General features: G+C 70.0%; 15 protein-coding genes and 1 pseudogene. 10 read left to right on the top strand and 6 right to left on the bottom strand.

All coding sequences use genetic code 11. From position 1 onward, the window contains the following. Nucleotides 1–94: 94 nt before the first annotated feature. Nucleotides 95–298: pseudogene (locus tag ADL12_RS51075) on the bottom strand (small hydrophobic protein); the annotation flags it as partial. 219 nt (nucleotides 299–517) lie between these two features. Continuing rightward, a complete protein-coding gene (locus ADL12_RS27940) occupies nucleotides 518–2137 on the bottom strand; it encodes an MFS transporter (protein WP_062706551.1) in 1620 nt (539 codons plus the stop codon). Nucleotides 2138–2203: 66 nt separating this feature from the next. On the opposite strand from ADL12_RS27940, the gene ADL12_RS27935 reads away from it, so the two are divergent. From ADL12_RS27935 to ADL12_RS27925, 3 genes are all read left to right on the top strand, one after another. Further along, a complete protein-coding gene (locus ADL12_RS27935; protein WP_062706549.1) occupies nucleotides 2204–2830 on the top strand; it encodes a TetR family transcriptional regulator in 627 nt (208 codons plus the stop codon). 93 nt (nucleotides 2831–2923) lie between these two features. After that, complete coding sequence (locus ADL12_RS27930) at nucleotides 2924–4141, top strand: alpha/beta hydrolase (RefSeq protein ID WP_062706547.1); 1218 nt, start codon at nucleotides 2924–2926, stop codon at nucleotides 4139–4141. A gap of 57 nt (nucleotides 4142–4198) precedes the next feature. Continuing rightward, nucleotides 4199–5059 carry a DUF4429 domain-containing protein gene (locus ADL12_RS27925; RefSeq protein WP_062706572.1) on the top strand — a complete coding sequence of 287 codons (861 nt, stop codon included), beginning with the start codon at nucleotides 4199–4201 and terminating at the stop codon, nucleotides 5057–5059. 101 nt (nucleotides 5060–5160) lie between these two features. On the opposite strand, the gene ADL12_RS27920 is transcribed toward ADL12_RS27925, so the two are convergent. After that, nucleotides 5161–6174 (bottom strand): aldo/keto reductase, encoded by a 1014-nt coding sequence (locus ADL12_RS27920; RefSeq protein ID WP_062706545.1) that lies wholly within the window; start codon nucleotides 6172–6174, stop codon nucleotides 5161–5163. Then, nucleotides 6171–6680 carry a MerR family transcriptional regulator gene (locus ADL12_RS27915; RefSeq protein WP_062706543.1) on the bottom strand — a complete coding sequence of 170 codons (510 nt, stop codon included), beginning with the start codon at nucleotides 6678–6680 and terminating at the stop codon, nucleotides 6171–6173. The genes ADL12_RS27920 and ADL12_RS27915 overlap by 4 nt, the downstream gene beginning before the upstream one ends. Nucleotides 6681–6833: 153 nt before the next feature. Between ADL12_RS27915 and ADL12_RS27910 the strand changes: the two genes are divergently transcribed. After that, complete coding sequence (locus tag ADL12_RS27910; RefSeq protein WP_062706541.1) at nucleotides 6834–7649, top strand: serine hydrolase domain-containing protein; 816 nt, start codon at nucleotides 6834–6836, stop codon at nucleotides 7647–7649. A gap of 124 nt (nucleotides 7650–7773) precedes the next feature. Here the strand turns inward: ADL12_RS27910 and ADL12_RS27905 are convergent, their stop codons facing one another. Further along, complete coding sequence (locus ADL12_RS27905) at nucleotides 7774–8436, bottom strand: pirin family protein (protein WP_062706539.1); 663 nt, start codon at nucleotides 8434–8436, stop codon at nucleotides 7774–7776. A 155-nt stretch (nucleotides 8437–8591) separates the two neighbouring features. Between ADL12_RS27905 and fasR the strand changes: the two genes are divergently transcribed. From fasR to fabF, 5 genes are all read left to right on the top strand, one after another. After that, entirely contained in the window at nucleotides 8592–9797 is a 1206-nt protein-coding gene (fasR, locus tag ADL12_RS27900) for a fatty acid biosynthesis transcriptional regulator FasR (protein ID WP_062706536.1), read from the top strand. An 89-nt stretch (nucleotides 9798–9886) separates the two neighbouring features. Continuing rightward, nucleotides 9887–10825 (top strand): ACP S-malonyltransferase, encoded by a 939-nt coding sequence (locus ADL12_RS27895; protein ID WP_062706534.1) that lies wholly within the window; start codon nucleotides 9887–9889, stop codon nucleotides 10823–10825. Between the two features lie 16 nt (nucleotides 10826–10841). Then, on the top strand, nucleotides 10842–11843 hold the full coding sequence (locus ADL12_RS27890) for a ketoacyl-ACP synthase III (RefSeq protein WP_062706532.1): 1002 nt from the start codon (nucleotides 10842–10844) through the stop codon (nucleotides 11841–11843). A 111-nt stretch (nucleotides 11844–11954) separates the two neighbouring features. Continuing rightward, nucleotides 11955–12203 carry an acyl carrier protein gene (locus tag ADL12_RS27885; protein WP_062706531.1) on the top strand — a complete coding sequence of 83 codons (249 nt, stop codon included), beginning with the start codon at nucleotides 11955–11957 and terminating at the stop codon, nucleotides 12201–12203. A gap of 84 nt (nucleotides 12204–12287) precedes the next feature. Further along, nucleotides 12288–13559 carry a beta-ketoacyl-ACP synthase II gene (gene fabF / locus ADL12_RS27880; RefSeq protein ID WP_062706528.1) on the top strand — a complete coding sequence of 424 codons (1272 nt, stop codon included), beginning with the start codon at nucleotides 12288–12290 and terminating at the stop codon, nucleotides 13557–13559. Nucleotides 13560–13638: 79 nt separating this feature from the next. On the opposite strand, the gene ADL12_RS27875 is transcribed toward fabF, so the two are convergent. Beyond that, nucleotides 13639–14133, bottom strand: coding sequence for a DUF3145 domain-containing protein (locus ADL12_RS27875; protein WP_062706526.1), 495 nt, complete (start codon nucleotides 14131–14133; stop codon nucleotides 13639–13641). 256 nt (nucleotides 14134–14389) lie between these two features. On the opposite strand from ADL12_RS27875, the gene ADL12_RS27870 reads away from it, so the two are divergent. Then, nucleotides 14390–15280, top strand: coding sequence for an SGNH/GDSL hydrolase family protein (locus tag ADL12_RS27870; protein ID WP_062706569.1), 891 nt, complete (start codon nucleotides 14390–14392; stop codon nucleotides 15278–15280). Nucleotides 15281–15283 lie beyond the last annotated feature (3 nt).

Raw genomic sequence — 15283 nt, 5'->3', positions numbered from 1 at the left:
TGGCTTCACTTCTACAACACTGGCCGCCGACACACCGCGCTCGGCGGCCAGCCACCGATCAGCCGACTGTCACCAAAGTCATGACCGAGTACAGCTAGAACAAGCCGTTGCCCGGAGTCGTCGTCCCCGCCAGCCAGATAATGGCCAGCAGCGTGTCGATCGCGCCCAGTACCACCGCGATCAGCGCGGGGACAGGGCGGGCCCCGGTCCAGCTGCGGCCCATCGCCAGCCAGCCGCAGGCGATCGCCACGGGGCCCAGGATGATGCCCAGGACGAAGAATCCGGCGACCGCGCAGAGCCGCCATCGTCAACTCCCTGAGTCGGCGTTCGACTTCGCACGGGTAACCCAGGGTGCGCTGTTCATGCCGGCGATGTTTCCGGGCCGTCGGCGCGCTGTCCCCCTCCGGCAGCGCGCCGCAGCACCGGTCGCCCTGACCCAATGTGACGCGCCGCGCGTGCCGGAGGGGAGGGATCTTGGCGGAGTCACCCTGATAGGCGAACCCCGTTGCAATCCGCGTCAGATGTGGGCCGCGCCCGCGCCCGCCTCCGCGTTCTCGCCCCGCTTGGTGAGGAAGGCGACGAAGACGGCGACGACCGCCACGCCCGAGGCGACCAGGGATGCCAGGCTCATGCCGGAGATGAACGTGTCGTGCGCCACATCCGTGATCTTCGCGGCGATGGCGTCCGGCGTGCCCGGTGCCAGTGGTGGCACGCCGACCTGGACCGCCTCGGAGGCCTGGGCCTCCTGGGCCGCGGTGAGCGGGGGCAGGCCCGCGGAGGTCCAGTTGCCGGCCAGGTCGCTGTCGACCTTGGAGGCCATGACGGCGCCCAGGACGGCCGTACCGAGGCTGCCGCCGATCTGCATCGCGGCCTGCTGGAGACCGCCGGCCACGCCGGAGAGCTCCATAGGTGCGTTGCCGACGATGACCTCGGTGGCGCCGACCATGACCGGCGCGAGACCGAGGCCGAGCAGGGCGAACCAGAGCGACATGACGGCGCTGCCGGTGTCCGTGTCCAGCGTGGACATGCCGTACATGGCGATCGCGGTGCATGCCATGCCGCCGGCCAGCGGGATGCGCGGGCCCAGCTTGGTGATCATCGCGCCCGCGAGCGGGGAGCCGACGATCATCATGCCGGTGAGGGGCAGGAGGTGCAGGCCCGCGTCGATCGGGCTCATGCCGTGGACGTTCTGCAGGTAGAACGTCACGAAGAACAGGCCGCCCATGAAGGCGATGGCCATCAGGACCATCAGCACGACACCCGCGGACAGCGGGACCGAGCGGAAGAGCGCGAGCGGGATGAGGGGCTCCTTGACCTTCGTCTCCCAGAAGGCGAAGAGCGCGAAACCCAGCACCGACGCGGCTATGAACGCCCACGTCCTGCCGTCGCCCCAGCCCCACTCCGGGGCCTTGATCAGGGCCCAGACCAGGCAGAACATCGCGGCCGACAGCAGGGCGATGCCCAGGATGTCGAAGGAGCGCGGGGCGTTCTCGGCGCGGTGGTCGAGCAGGATCAGTACGCCGAGGACGACGGCGATGATGCCGACCGGCACGTTGATGAAGAACACCGACTGCCAGTTGACGTGCTCGACGAGGACGCCGCCGAGGATCGGGCCGCCCGCGGTGGAGGCGCCGATGACCATGCCCCAGATACCGATGGCCATGTTGAGCTTCTCGGCCGGGAAGGTCGCCCGCAGCAGGCCGAGCGCGGCCGGCATCAGCAGCGCGCCGAACAGTCCCTGGAAGACGCGGAAGGTGACGACCGCGGCGATGCTGCTGGACAGTCCGATCGCGCCGGAGGCGGCGGCGAAGCCGACCACGCCGATCAGGAAGGTCTGGCGGTGCCCGAACCGGTCGCCGAGCTTGCCGGCGGTGATCAGGGAGACCGCGAGAGCGAGGAAGTAACCGTTGGTGATCCACTGGACCTGGGCGAAGGTGGCGCCGAGGTCCTTCTGGATGGCCGGGTTGGCGATGGCCACGATGGTGCCGTCGAGGGCCACCATCATGACCCCCACTGCGACGGTGATGAGAGTGAACCAAGGGTGGCCGCGCAGCCCCTTGGCCGGCGCCGCGTCCGACGGGACTGCCGGCGCCTTGCCCCCCGACCCCGTCGTGTCGATGGTGGTCTGACTAGTCATGTGTTCGAGGCTAATGACAGCCTCTGACAATTGACAAACCAATTCACAAGTCGGTAACTGACAGACATGGAAACGCTACGCGAACGCAAGAAGCAGCGCACCCGTGAAGCACTGCTGCGTACCGCGCTGGAGCTGTTCACCACCCAGGGCTACGAGGGCACCACCGTCGACGACATCGCGGATGCCGTCGATGTGTCGCAGCGCACATTCTTCCGCTACTTCGCCGGCAAGGAGGAGGCGGCCCTCGCCCTTCAGGAGATGACGGTGGCGCACTTCCTTCAGGCGGTGCGCGAGCGCCCGCCGCACGAGGCCCCCATGGAGGCGCTGCGGCAGGCCGTACTGGAGGGCTGGGACGCGCTCAACGACGTGATCGAGGCCGTCGTACCGGTCGAGCTGTATCTGCGCATGTACCAGGTGGTCGAGTCGACGCCGGTCCTGCTCGCCGCCCATCTGCGGCGCTCGGTGGAGGCCGAGGAGGCGATCGCGCGCATCCTCGCCGAGCGCGAGGGGGTCGACATGGACACCGATCCGCGACCCCGGCTGGCGGTGGCCGTCTTCGGCGGGGTGATGCGGCTGACGGAGCGTCAGTGGAGCTCGGGTGAGGACTTCAGCCTGGACGCCATGCGGGCATTGACCGTCTCACATCTCGAACAGGTGGGCCCCGCACTCAGTGAGAGCTGGCGAACACGCTGAGGTCATCGGCGTGTTTACACCGCCTTGACCAAAACGTGATCCCTATCACTCGGTTAACGCGAGACCCTCTCGTTCTCCTAGTGTGTCCTCCCAGTGACTTCTTTCGACACGTCCCCGCAACTGAACGTCTGGCGCGCACTGCTCGCGCTGGCCGTCGTGTTCGTGATGCTGGCGACCACCGGCTGGACCGCCCTGCGACACCACCGGAGCGCCCCACCGCTCCAGGCGTCGCTCAGCGACTGGGAGCACGGCAGCATCGCCGGGCACCAGCTGCCGGCCGCGGGCTCCTCCCCCACCCGGCTCGCCCGTTTCTTCTCCTCACTCACCGCAGCGCAGCGCAGCAGCCTCGCGCACCGCTATCCGCTCGCCGTGGGCAACATGAACGGCGCCCCCGTCGAGCTGCGCTACCGCGCCAACCGCATCGCGCTCGACCAGGCGCGCAAGCTCGAGCAGAAACGCATGCACGACGCCGGGCTCACGCCGGACGGGCAACGCGAGGCGGGCCGCCGTATGCATCGCTTCGAGGCCATGATGCAGGCCGACCGGCACATCCTCGCCTTCGACCCGGAGGGCTCCGGGCGGGCCGCGGAGGTGTTCGGCGATCTGACCGAGGCCGAGCGGATCTCGGTCGTCGTCCCCGGCGTCGACACCGACCTGCTGACCTTCCAGCGCACCAGCCGCAAGTACTCCGCGCCGGTCGGCATGGCGCAGTCCCTGTACGCGGCCGAGCGCGAGGTCGACCCCTCGACGCGTACGGCCGTGATCGCCTGGGCCGACTACACCACGCCGAGCGGGCTCGGCATCGACTCGGCGACGGCGAAGCGCGCCGCGGACGGGGCCATCCGTCTGAACGCGCTGGTGCGGGCCCTGCCCGGCGGTTCGCCGATCTCCCTGTTCTGCCACAGCTACGGCTCGGTGCTGTGCGGGCTTGCCGCGCCCACGCTGCCGGGACGGGTGGCCGACATAGCGGTGGCCGGCTCCCCCGGTATGCGGGTGGCGAAGGCCTCCCAGCTGCGCACCTCCGCCCATGTGTGGGCGATGCGGGACGCGGACGACTGGGTGCAGGACGTGCCGTATCTCGAGCTCGGCGGGCTGGGACACGGGGAGGACCCGGTGTCGGCGGTGTTCGGCGCTCGGGTGCTGTCGGCGCGGGACGCGAAGGGACACGCCGGCTATTTCGAGCCGGGGACCGAGAGCGTGCTGAACTTCGCCGAGATCGGGGTTGGCGCGTACGAGTCGGTGCGCTGTGCTGACGATGCCGAGGCCTGCCGGGCGGGTTTGTCCGACACGGCGTCGGCCGGACGCGCGTAGAGGCGCAGGAATTGCGGGATGTGCGGGGTGGCGACGGAGGAGCACGTGCCGCATACGATGAGCCGCATGGGTGACGTACTGGCCGGATTTCATGCCGCCTGGGAGTTCGAGTCCGACTCCGTGCTCATCCGCTACGAACGGGGGATTCGAACACCTAAGCTCTTTCAGAGCCTCGTGGAACGCCGTGTTCCGCTGGAGGCGATCGCCGGGGTGACGCTGACGCCCGGCAAGCGCGGGACCGTGGCTTTGCGCATCGAGCTCCGGCCGGGCGCCGATCCGTTGCTGGAGGCGGCGGCCGGGCAGTTGAAGGACGGGGGCGATCCGTATCGGCTAGTGCTGCCGGCCGACAAGGAGACGCTGGCCGAGTACTACGCCGACGAGTTGCGGGCGCAGCTGAAGCAGGCTGGGCCCGCCGATGAGTTTCTCGTGGCCGCACCCGAAGTGCCGTTGCAGTTCAAGGCGTATGACGGGAAGGCGTCCTTCGACGGGGAGACCGTCCGGTTCCGGTGGTTCTGGACGGGAGCGTCCTCGGCGAAGTGGAAGGCCGGGGATCAGAGCTTTCCGGTGGCCGAGTTGAGCGGGGTCGAGTGGCGCTCGCCGGAGCTCTTCGAGGGGCATCTACGGCTGCTGCGGCGGGACTCCGCCGATGCCCAGCCCGCGCAGGCCGATCAGGATCCGGCGGCCGTGGTGTTCGGGCTGGGGTATGGGCCGGTGCACGAGTCGTTGCCGTTCGCTGCCGCGGTGTTGGCGGCGGTGCGGAAGTCGGGGCCGCTGGCCGCGGTGCCGGCTGCGGCACCGCGGCGTGACCCCGCCGATATCGCCGAGCGGATTCGTCACCTGGGGGAGCTGTATGAGGCGGGGCTGGTGACGGATGAGGAGTTCTCGGTGAAGAAGGCCGAGTTGTTGGCAGAGCTGTAGCGTCTGCCTGGTCGCTCCCCCACTCTCGGCTTCGCTCGAGCGGGGGACCCCCATCGTGGCGGAGCCGCACATTGATACAGCCCCGCGCCCCTTAGGGGCGTCTACTCCCGGCCGGCGGAAGCGAACCGCATGTCCGCGTACCTGTCGCCTGCCACCTTCGCCGCGATCGGCTCCAGCAGCTCCATGTCCTTCTCGCCCAGGACGATCCGTGTCGCCCCCAGGTTCTCCTCCACCCGCGTCGGCTTGCGCGTGCCCGGGATCGGGATGACCGGGAGGCCGTGCAGGGCCGCCTGCTGCTGCACCCATGCCAGCGCGATCTGCCCGAGCGTCGCCCCGTGCGCCTCGGCCACGGTGCGGATCGGCTCCAGCAAGGCGGCGTTGGCGGCCGCGTTGTCGCCTGTGAAGCGGGGCTGTTGGCGGCGGAAGTCGTCGGACGTCAGGTCCTCGGCCTTGGCGAAGGAGCCGGTCAGGAAGCCCCGGCCCAGTGGGGAGTACGGCACCAGGGCCACGTCCAGTTCGCGGGCCGCGGGGACCACCTTGGCCTCGATGTCGCGGCTGAAGAGCGACCACTCGGACTGGACGGCCGCGATCGGGTGCACGGTCTGTGCGGCGCGCAGTTCGTCCGCCGTCACCTCGCTCAGGCCCAGATGCTTGACCTTGCCCTCGCGGACCAGGTCGGCCATGACGCCGACGGTCTCCTCGATGGGGACGTTCACGTCCCGGCGGTGCATGTAGTAGAGGTCGATCGCGTCGACGTCCAGGCGCTTCAGGCTCGCCTCGATGCACTGGCGTATGTAGGGCGTGTCGTTGCGGATGATCCGCTTCGTCGGGTCGTCCGGATCGATGGTCAGAGCGAACTTCGTGGCGATGACGACCTCGTCACGGTGCGCCTTGAAGAACGGGGAGAGGAACCTCTCGTTCTCGCCCGCGCCGTACGCGTCCGCCGTGTCGTACAGCGTGACGCCCAGCTCCAGCGCCCGTTCCAGGGTCGCCCTGGACTCGCCCGCGTCCGAGGGGCCGTACGCGAAGCTCATGCCCATGCAGCCGAGGCCTTGGACACCCACCTCGGGGCCCGTCGCGCCGAGCCGTACCGTCGCGATCCTGTCGTCCGTCATCCAGCCTTCTCCGTCTTCTCCTGCTCGTACGTCTTGTCCTGCTGGAGCGTCTTGTCCTGCTCGTACAGACGCCCCGCGTCCGCGTAGAAACTGATCTTCCGGTCGAGCACGGCCAGCGTGTCCTGGAGCTCCGCGATCCGGGCGAGGACGTCGCGGCGGGTCGTCTCCAGCAGCTCGAAGCGCTCGCCGAACGTGTGGTCGCCCTCGCGCACCAGCTCGGCGTACCGGACCATGTCGGCGACCGGCATGCCGGTGAGCCGCAGCTTGCCGACGAGGTCCAGCCAGTCCAGGTCACGGTTGCTGTAGCGGCGCTGGCCCGTGTGCGAGCGGTCGATGTGCGGCATGAGGCCGATCCGCTCGTACCAGCGCAGGGTGTGGGCCGTCAGACCGGTGAAGGCGACGACCTCGCTGATCGTGTAGCTGTCCTGGCCTTCCGGGCGCCGGTGCGGGTGCGGTGGAGCGGCACAGCTGTCGGTCCTGGTACTCGTGGTCTCCATCACCGTCATGCCCTCCACGCTATGACCTTGGAGTGCGCTCCAAGCAAGCGGAAACGGTAAGAAAAGCACGGGACATGGCGTGATCGCCGTGGCCGGCGTGCGGGCATCGGGATACGGACCCCTCGATGCAGCTGTACCCGTGAGCGGCTTAGGCTCACAGGCATGTCCTTGCAGAGCCTCGCACTGATCGAGAACTGGCCGGTTCCCACCGCCGCCGCAGGTGTCGTACGAGTCGACGGCACGGTCCTCGGTACCCACGGCCCCGTCGGGCACCGCTTCCCGCTGGCCTCGGTCACCAAGCCGCTGGCCGCGTATGCGGTGCTGGTCGCGTACGAGGAGGGGGCGGTCGAGCTCGACGAGCCGGCGGGGCCGGAGGGGTCGACGGTGCGGCATCTGCTCGCGCACACCTCGGGGCTGGCCTTCGACGAGCACCGGGTGACGGCCCCGCCCGGGGAGCGGCGGCTGTATTCCAACGCCGGGTTCGAGCAGCTCGGGGATCATGTCGCCAAGGCGACGGAGATTCCGTTCGCGGAGTATCTGCGGCAGGCGGTGCTGGAGCCGCTGGGCATGACGGCCACGTCGCTGGAGGGCTCTCCGGCGAAGGACGGGGTGTCGACGGTCGAGGACCTGCTGCGGTTCGCGGCGGAGGTGCAGGCGCCGCGGCTGCTGGACCCGCGGACGGTCGCCGAGGCGATGACCGTGCAGTACCCGGGGACGAAGGGCGTGCTGCCGGGGTACGGGCATCAGAACCCCAACGACTGGGGGCTCGGCTTCGAGATCCGGGGCGGCAAGTCGCCGCACTGGACGGGCTCTTCGTCCTCGCCGCGCACCTTCGGGCACTTCGGGCAGTCGGGGACGTTCCTGTGGATCGACCCGGATGCGCACGCGGCCTGCGTCGCGCTGACGGACCGGGCGTTCGGGCCGTGGGCGGTCGAGGCGTGGCCGGGGTTCACGGACGCGGTGCGCGCCGAGCTGTAGCCGTATCCGTGGCCGTGCGGGCCTCGCCCGTTCCCTCGGTGTCGATGTGCGGCATGATCCGGTCCAGCCGGCGGGGCGTCCACGCGACGCCCCTTGAACCACTCCGGCATCTCGGGCACCACGTCTAACGGGCCGGCGGGGCCATCTCCCAGATCAGCAGCTCCGCCGCGCTCACCCCCACCGCCTCCACGTCCTCGCCGTCCGTGATGCGCACCGCGTCACCGGCGCTCAACTCCTCGCCGCCCAGGCGCACTTCACCGCGCACCACATGCACGTACGCGTACGCCCCGTCCGGCACCGCCGTCCGCTCCCCCGCCCCCAGACGCCGTACGTGGAGCATGGCGCCCGCCTCCGGGACGGCGTACGGCGTCGAGTCCGCGATGCCGTGGACGATCTCGTACGACGGGTCGCCGCCCGGCGAAAGGGGGGCCAGCCAGGTCTGGATGAAGGTGAGGGGGATGTCGGCGTCGTTGCGTTCCACGTGCCGTACGCCGCCCGCCGAGCTCAGCCGCTGCACGTCCCCGGGGCCGACCCGGGTCTCGTGGCCGGTCGAGTCGCGGTGGGTCAGTTCGCCCTCGACCACCCATGTCACGATCTCGGTGTGGCTGTGGGGGTGCTCGTCGAAGCCGGCGCCGGGGGCGAGCCGCTCCTCGTTGCAGGCGATCATCGCGCCGAAGCGGAGGTTGTCGGGGTCGTAGTGCGGGCCGAAGGAGAAGGCGTGGCGTGACTCGATGCCCGCTGCCGGATCCCCTCCGGGATAGCGCTCCGCCGCGCGCCGTACGTCCATCACGACACCCACGGTAGCCCTGCCGGCCAGCCCTCACCGACGCCGGGCAAGAGCCCGCCAACCTACACTGGTCGGACCATCGAGCCGGCCGACCACACCGTCAAGCACAACCCCTCTGGCACGCACTCCCGTCCCGATAAGGCAGTCTTGTCCCCGTGCCCGAACCCGTAGCCCGTAAATCCGAAGCCGCCGCGCACGACGTCCACCCGCATTCCGCGACCCTGAAGCGGCTCGAGCAGTCCTCCGGTTCTCTCGCCGCGCAGGCCATCGCGCGGATGGACGAGACGCTGCCGTGGTACCGGGCCATGCCCCCGGAGAACCGTTCCTGGATCGGTCTTGTCGCCCAGGCCGGTATCGCCGCGTTCACCGAGTGGTTCCGGCATCCCGACGCGCCCCAGGCCATCTCCACCGACGTCTTCGGGACCGCGCCCCGTGAGCTGACCCGCGCGATCACCCTCCGACAGACCGTGGAGATGGTGCGCACCACCATCGAGGTCATGGAGTCGGCCATCGACGAGGTGGCGGCGCCGGGTGACGAAAGCGTCCTCCGCGAGGCCCTGCTCGTCTACGCCCGGGAGATCGCCTTCGCCACCGCCCAGGTCTATGCCCAGGCCGCCGAGGCACGTGGTGCCTGGGACGCGCGCCTCGAGTCGCTCGTCGTCAACGCCGTACTCAGCGGCGAGGCCGACGAGGGGGCCGTATCGCGCGCCGCCGCACTCGGCTGGAACTCGCCCGAGCACGTCTGCGTCGTCCTCGGCACCGCGCCGGACGGGGACAGCGAACTGACCGTCGAGGCCATCCGGCGGGCCGCCCGGCACGCCAAGCTGCAGGTGCTCACCGGGGTGCTCGGGGACCGGCTCGTCGTCATCGCGGGCGGCAGCGACAATCCGATCGCCGTCGCCAAGTCGCTGATCGGGCCGTATGCCGCCGGGCCGGTCGTGGCGGGGCCCGTCGTACCGGATCTGCAGGCCGCCACGCGGTCGGCGCAGGCCGCGGCCGCCGGGCTGAAGGCGTGTTCCGCCTGGCAGGACGCCCCGCGGCCGGTCCTTGCGGACGATCTGCTTCCGGAGCGTGCCATCGCGGGTGATCCGGGTGCGCGCGAGCAGTTGGTGGAGGAGATCTACAGACCGCTGGAGGAGGCCGGGTCGGCCCTTCTGGAGACGCTCTCCGTCTATCTCGAGCAGGCGAGCAGTCTGGAGGGCGCCGCGCGGATGCTCTTCGTGCATCCCAACACCGTGCGCTACCGGCTTCGACGTGTGACTGACGTCACCGGCTGGTCGCCTTCCGATGTACGCTCCGCGTTCACTCTGCGCATCGCGCTGATCCTGGGGCGTCTGGTCGACGGCGATCTCCAGCTCTAGGCTTTTGTCGGGGGCCCACAAAACCCCCTCGTGTTCTTCGTCCTTGTCCCCACGGGCGGCCGTGGCCGTCCCCAAGAGAGAGTGTGAGAGTGCTCGTACTCGTCGCTCCCGGCCAGGGCGCCCAGACGCCCGGCTTCCTGACCCCCTGGCTCGAACTCCCCGGTGCCGCGGACCGCGTCGCCGCGTGGTCCGACGCCATCGGACTGGACCTCGCCCACTACGGCACGCAGGCCGACGCGGACGCCATCCGGGACACGGCCGTGGCGCAGCCGCTCCTCGTCGCCGCCGGCCTCCTGTCCGCCACGGCACTCGGTACTGAGACATTTGCCGCTGACGCGGCGGGTGCACCGAACGCCGTCGCGGGACACAGCGTCGGTGAGATCACCGCGGCCGCCTTCGCGGGCGTCCTCGACGACACCGCCGCGCTGGCCCTCGTACGCAAGCGGGGCCTGGCCATGGCCGAGGCCGCCGCGATCACCGAGACCGGCATGTCGGCGCTGCTCGGCGGCGACCCGGAGACCTCCGTCGCGCACCTGGAGAAGCTGGGCCTGACCCCGGCGAACATCAACGGCGCCGGTCAGATCGTGGCCGCGGGCAGCATGGAGCAGCTCGCCGCGCTGAACGAGGACAAGCCCGAGGGGGTGCGCAAGGTCGTCCCGCTGAAGGTCGCCGGCGCCTTCCACACGCACCACATGGGGCCGGCGGTCGAGAAGCTGGCCGAGGCCGCCAAGGAGCTCGTCCCCGGCGACCCGAAGCTCACCTACGTCTCCAACAAGGACGGCAAGGCGGTCGCCACCGGCGCCGAGGTGCTGGAGCGCCTCGTCGGGCAGGTCGCCAACCCGGTCCGCTGGGACCTGTGCATGGAGACGTTCAAGGAGCTCGGCGTCACGGCCCTGATCGAGGTGTGCCCGGGCGGCACGCTGACCGGTCTGGCAAAGCGCGCGCTGCCCGGCGTCAAGACGCTGGCCCTGAAGACCCCCGACGACCTCGACGCGGCTCGCGAGCTCATCGCAGAGCACAGTGCCTGACAAGGAGCGCCAGAGCATGCCGAAGCTGAAGCCCAGCAAGGGCGCCCCGTACGCGCGCATTCTCGGTGTCGGCGGCTACCGCCCGACCCGGGTCGTGCCCAACGAGGTGATCCTCGAGACGATCGACTCGTCCGACGAGTGGATCCGTTCGCGCTCCGGCATCGAGACGCGGCACTGGGCGAACGACGAGGAGACGGTCGCCGCGATGTCGATCGAGGCGTCCGGCAAGGCGATCGCCGACGCCGGGATCTCCGCCGAGCAGATCGGCGGCGTGATCGTCTCGACCGTCTCGCACTTCAAGCAGACGCCGGCCGTCGCCACCGAGATCGCCGACAAGCTCGGCACGAACAAGGCCGCCGCCTTCGACATCTCGGCCGGCTGCGCGGGCTTCGGCTACGGCCTGACCCTCGCCAAGGGCATGATCGTCGAGGGCTCCGCCGAGTACGTCCTCGTCATCGGCGTCGAGCGGCTGAGTGACCTCACCGACCTGGAGGACCGGGCGACGGCCTTCCTGTTCGGCGACGGCGCCGGCGCGGTCGTGGTCGGCCCCGCCCCCGAGCCGGGCATCGGCCCGACCGTCTGGGGCTCGGAGGGCGACAAGTCCGAGACCATCAAGCAGACCGTGCCGTGGACCGACTACCGCGACGGCGAGGTCGACAAGTTCCCTGCGATCACGCAGGAGGGCCAGGCGGTGTTCCGCTGGGCCGTGTTCGAGATGGCGAAGGTCGCCCAGCAGGCGCTGGACGCGGCCGGAATCACCCCGGACGACCTGGATGTCTTCATCCCTCACCAGGCCAACGAGCGGATCATCGACTCGATGGTGAAGACTCTCAAACTGCCGGAGCACGTCACGGTCGCCCGCGACGTGCGCACCACCGGCAACACCTCGGCCGCCTCGATTCCGCTCGCGATGGAGCGGCTCCTGGCGACCGGCGAGGCGAAGAGCGGCGACACCGCGCTCGTCATCGGTTTCGGGGCGGGTCTCGTTTACGCCGCCACGGTCGTTACTCTCCCCTAGGCACTCCGTGCCGGATCATGCGATCAGGCACGGGAACAGCACCACCTGCCGCTGCCGCGGCGGGCGCAAAAACCCTCTGTACAACCTGAACAACAACGAAGGAGCGCCAAGATGGCCGCCACTCAGGAAGAGATCGTCGCCGGTCTCGCCGACATCGTGAACGAGATCGCCGGCATCCCGGTTGAGGACGTCCAGCTGGACAAGTCCTTCACCGACGACCTGGACGTCGACTCGCTGTCCATGGTCGAGGTCGTCGTCGCCGCCGAAGAGCGCTTCGACGTCAAGATCCCGGACGAGGACGTCAAGAACCTCAAGACGGTCGGCGACGCGACCGGCTACATCCTCAAGCACCAGGGCTGATCCACCGATCAGGCCTTGGGCTGACTGCCCCGCCACCCGGCGGTGGCGCCGCTGAATCCCCATTCCGTTGGAGAAAGAATTCCCGTGAGCCCGACCAATCGCACCGTGGTCGTCACCGGTATCGGCGCAACCACACCGCTGGGTGGCGACGCAGCCTCTACCTGGGAGGGCCTGATCGCCGGACGTTCCGGCGTCAAGCCCCTGGAGCAGGACTGGGCCGCCGAGCAGGCGGTCCGTATCGCGGCGCCGGTCGCCGTGGAGCCGACCGAGGTCATCCCGCGGCCGCAGGCCCGCCGACTGGACCGCTCGGCGCAGTTCGCGCTGATCGCCGCCCAGGAGGCCTGGAAGGACGCCGGGTTCGAGGCGAGGGCCGGCGAGGACCCGACCGTCGACCCCGACCGTCTCGGTGCGGTCATCGCCTCCGGCATCGGTGGCGTGACGACGCTGCTCGATCAGTACGACGTGCTCAAGGAGAAGGGCGTTCGCCGCGTCTCCCCGCACACCGTCCCCATGCTGATGCCGAACGGCCCCTCCGCCAACGTGGGTCTGGCCGTGGGTGCCCGCGCGGGCGTGCACACGCCGGTCTCCGCGTGCGCGTCGGGTGCCGAGGCCATCGGCTACGCCATCGAGATGATCCGCACCGGCCGCGCCGACATCGTCGTGGCGGGTGGCACGGAGGCGGCGATCCATCCGCTGCCGATCGCCGCGTTCGGCAACATGATGGCGATGTCCAAGAACAATGACGACCCGCAGGGCGCGTCGCGTCCCTACGACGTCGCCCGTGACGGCTTCGTCCTCGGTGAGGGCGCGGGCGTGATCGTCCTGGAGTCCGCCGAGCACGCCGCGAAGCGCGGTGCCCGCGTGTACGCCGAGGCGGTCGGGCAGGGTATCTCCGCCGACGGCCACGACATCGTGCAGCCGGAGCCGGAGGGGCGGGGCATCTCGCACGCCCTGCAGAACCTGCTGGAGCGGACGGATCTGGATCCGGCGGAGATCGTGCACGTCAACGCGCACGCGACGTCCACGCCGGCCGGTGACATCGCCGAGCTGAAGGCGCTGCGGAAGGTGTTCGGTGACGATGCCGATCACATGGCTGTGTCCGCTACGAAGTCGATGACCGGGCATCTGCTGGGTGGTGCGGGTGGTGTGGAGACCGTGGCCACGGTGCTCGCGCTGTACCACCGGGTGGCTCCGCCGACCATCAATGTCGAGAACCTGGACCCGGAGGCCGAGGCGAATGCCGACGTGGTCCGTGGTGAGGCTCGGAAGCTGCCCGTCGAGGGCCGGATCGCCGCCCTCAACGACTCGTTCGGGTTCGGCGGGCACAACGTGGTGCTGGCGTTCCGGACCATCTGAGAAGCGTCCATACGTACGTGAAGGGCCCCCACCTCGAAAGGTGGGGGCCCTTCACGTGTTCAAGTCACCTGGTCGGGCCTCAGACCACCTGGTGCAACCAGCGCACCGGCGCTCCCTCGCCCGCATACCTGAAGGGCTCCAACTCGTCGTCCCACGGCTTGCCGAGCAGCTTGGCGATCTCTGCCTCCAGGTCCGTCTCTCCCCGCTGAGAGCGCGTCAGCGCCGCGCGCAGGCGGTCCTCGGGGATCAGGATGTCGCCGTGGATGCCGGTGACCGCATGGAAGATGCCCAGGTCGGGGGTGCAGCTGTAGCGCTCGCCCTCGGCGGTGGGGCAGGGCTCGGCCGTGACCTCGAAGCGGAGGAGGTGCCAGCCGCGCAGGGCCGACGCCAGTTTGGAGGCCGTGCCCACCTCGCCCTGCCAGGAGAACTCCGAGCGCCAGGTGCCGGGCGCGGCCGGCTGCCGGATCCAGTCGAGGTTGACGCGCGTGCCGAGCACCCCGGCGACGGCCCACTCGACGTGCGGGCACAGCGCGCGCGGCGCGGAGTGCACGTACAGAACTCCACGTGTCGTCACCGGGACCTCCGGGCAGAGCGGACATCTTGCGTACTGGCGGACGGCAGTGGCCGGGCGGCCACGTTGATGGCGAGGCTACCGTGCGGCGGCGCAAGGAGTGTGACGTACCGTCGGTCCCGGTGCCGCGAAACGCCCGCCATTCACCCGCCAGGACGCTTGTACGGGTGTGAGCCGTTGCATGAGACGGGCGGGAACCCTCGTGCGTTGTCATGGGTTGGAAACCATGACGGGGCCGAGCGAGGGAATGGACCAGGGCATGCGGAAGCGACGGCACGTGGCGCGCGCTGTGTTCGCCGCCGTGACCGCGGCGGTTCTGGGCGTCGCCGGCTGTGATGCCGTCGGCGGCAACTCCCCGGCACCGTCCGCCACCGAGGCGCAGAGCGCACGCCCGTCGCCCAGGCCGACCCCCGCCTGGGACCGCAGCCCCGCCTCGATCGCGGCCGTGGGCGACTCCATCACGACCGGTTTCGACGCCTGTACGGTCCTGTCGGACTGCCCCGAGGTCTCGTGGGCGACCGGCAGCAGTGCGCAGGTCGACAGTCTCGCCGTACGGCTGCTGGGGAAGGCGAAGGCGGACCGGCAGAGCTGGAACTACGCCGTGACCGGGGCGCGGATGGCGGACGTGGCCGGGCAGATGGCCCAGGCGGTGCGGCGTGAGCCGGAGCTGGTGACGGTGATGGCGGGGGCGAACGACGCCTGCCGGGACACGACCGACGCGATGACCTCGTTGGCCGACTTCCGGACGCAGTTCGAGGACGCCATGGCCACGCTGCGGGACGCCTCGCCGAAGGCCCAGGTGTTCGTCGCGAGCGTGCCGAACCTGATGCGGCTGTGGGAGCAGGGCCGTACGAACCCGCTGAGCAAGCAGGTGTGGGGGCTCGGTATCTGTCCGTCGATGCTGAGCGACCCTGACTCCCTGACTACGACGGCGAACCAGCGGCGCGCGACGGTGCAGGAGCGGGTCGAGGCGTACAACAAGGTGCTGGAGGAGGTCTGTGCGAAGGACCGCCGGTGCCGGTTCGACGACGGCGCGGTGTACGAGTTCCGCTTCGGCGCCGAGCAACTGAGCCAGTGGGACTGGTTCCACCCGAGTGTGGACGGTCAGGCGCGACTGGCCGAGATCGCCTACCGGACGGTCACGAACTAGTGT

The sequence above is a fragment of the Streptomyces regalis genome (assembly GCF_001509475.1).
In the GTDB taxonomy this organism is placed as follows: Bacteria; Actinomycetota; Actinomycetes; order Streptomycetales; family Streptomycetaceae; genus Streptomyces; species Streptomyces regalis.
Note: the sequence above shows the minus strand (reverse complement) of the source record. Positions and strands in the feature narration are given on the sequence as shown.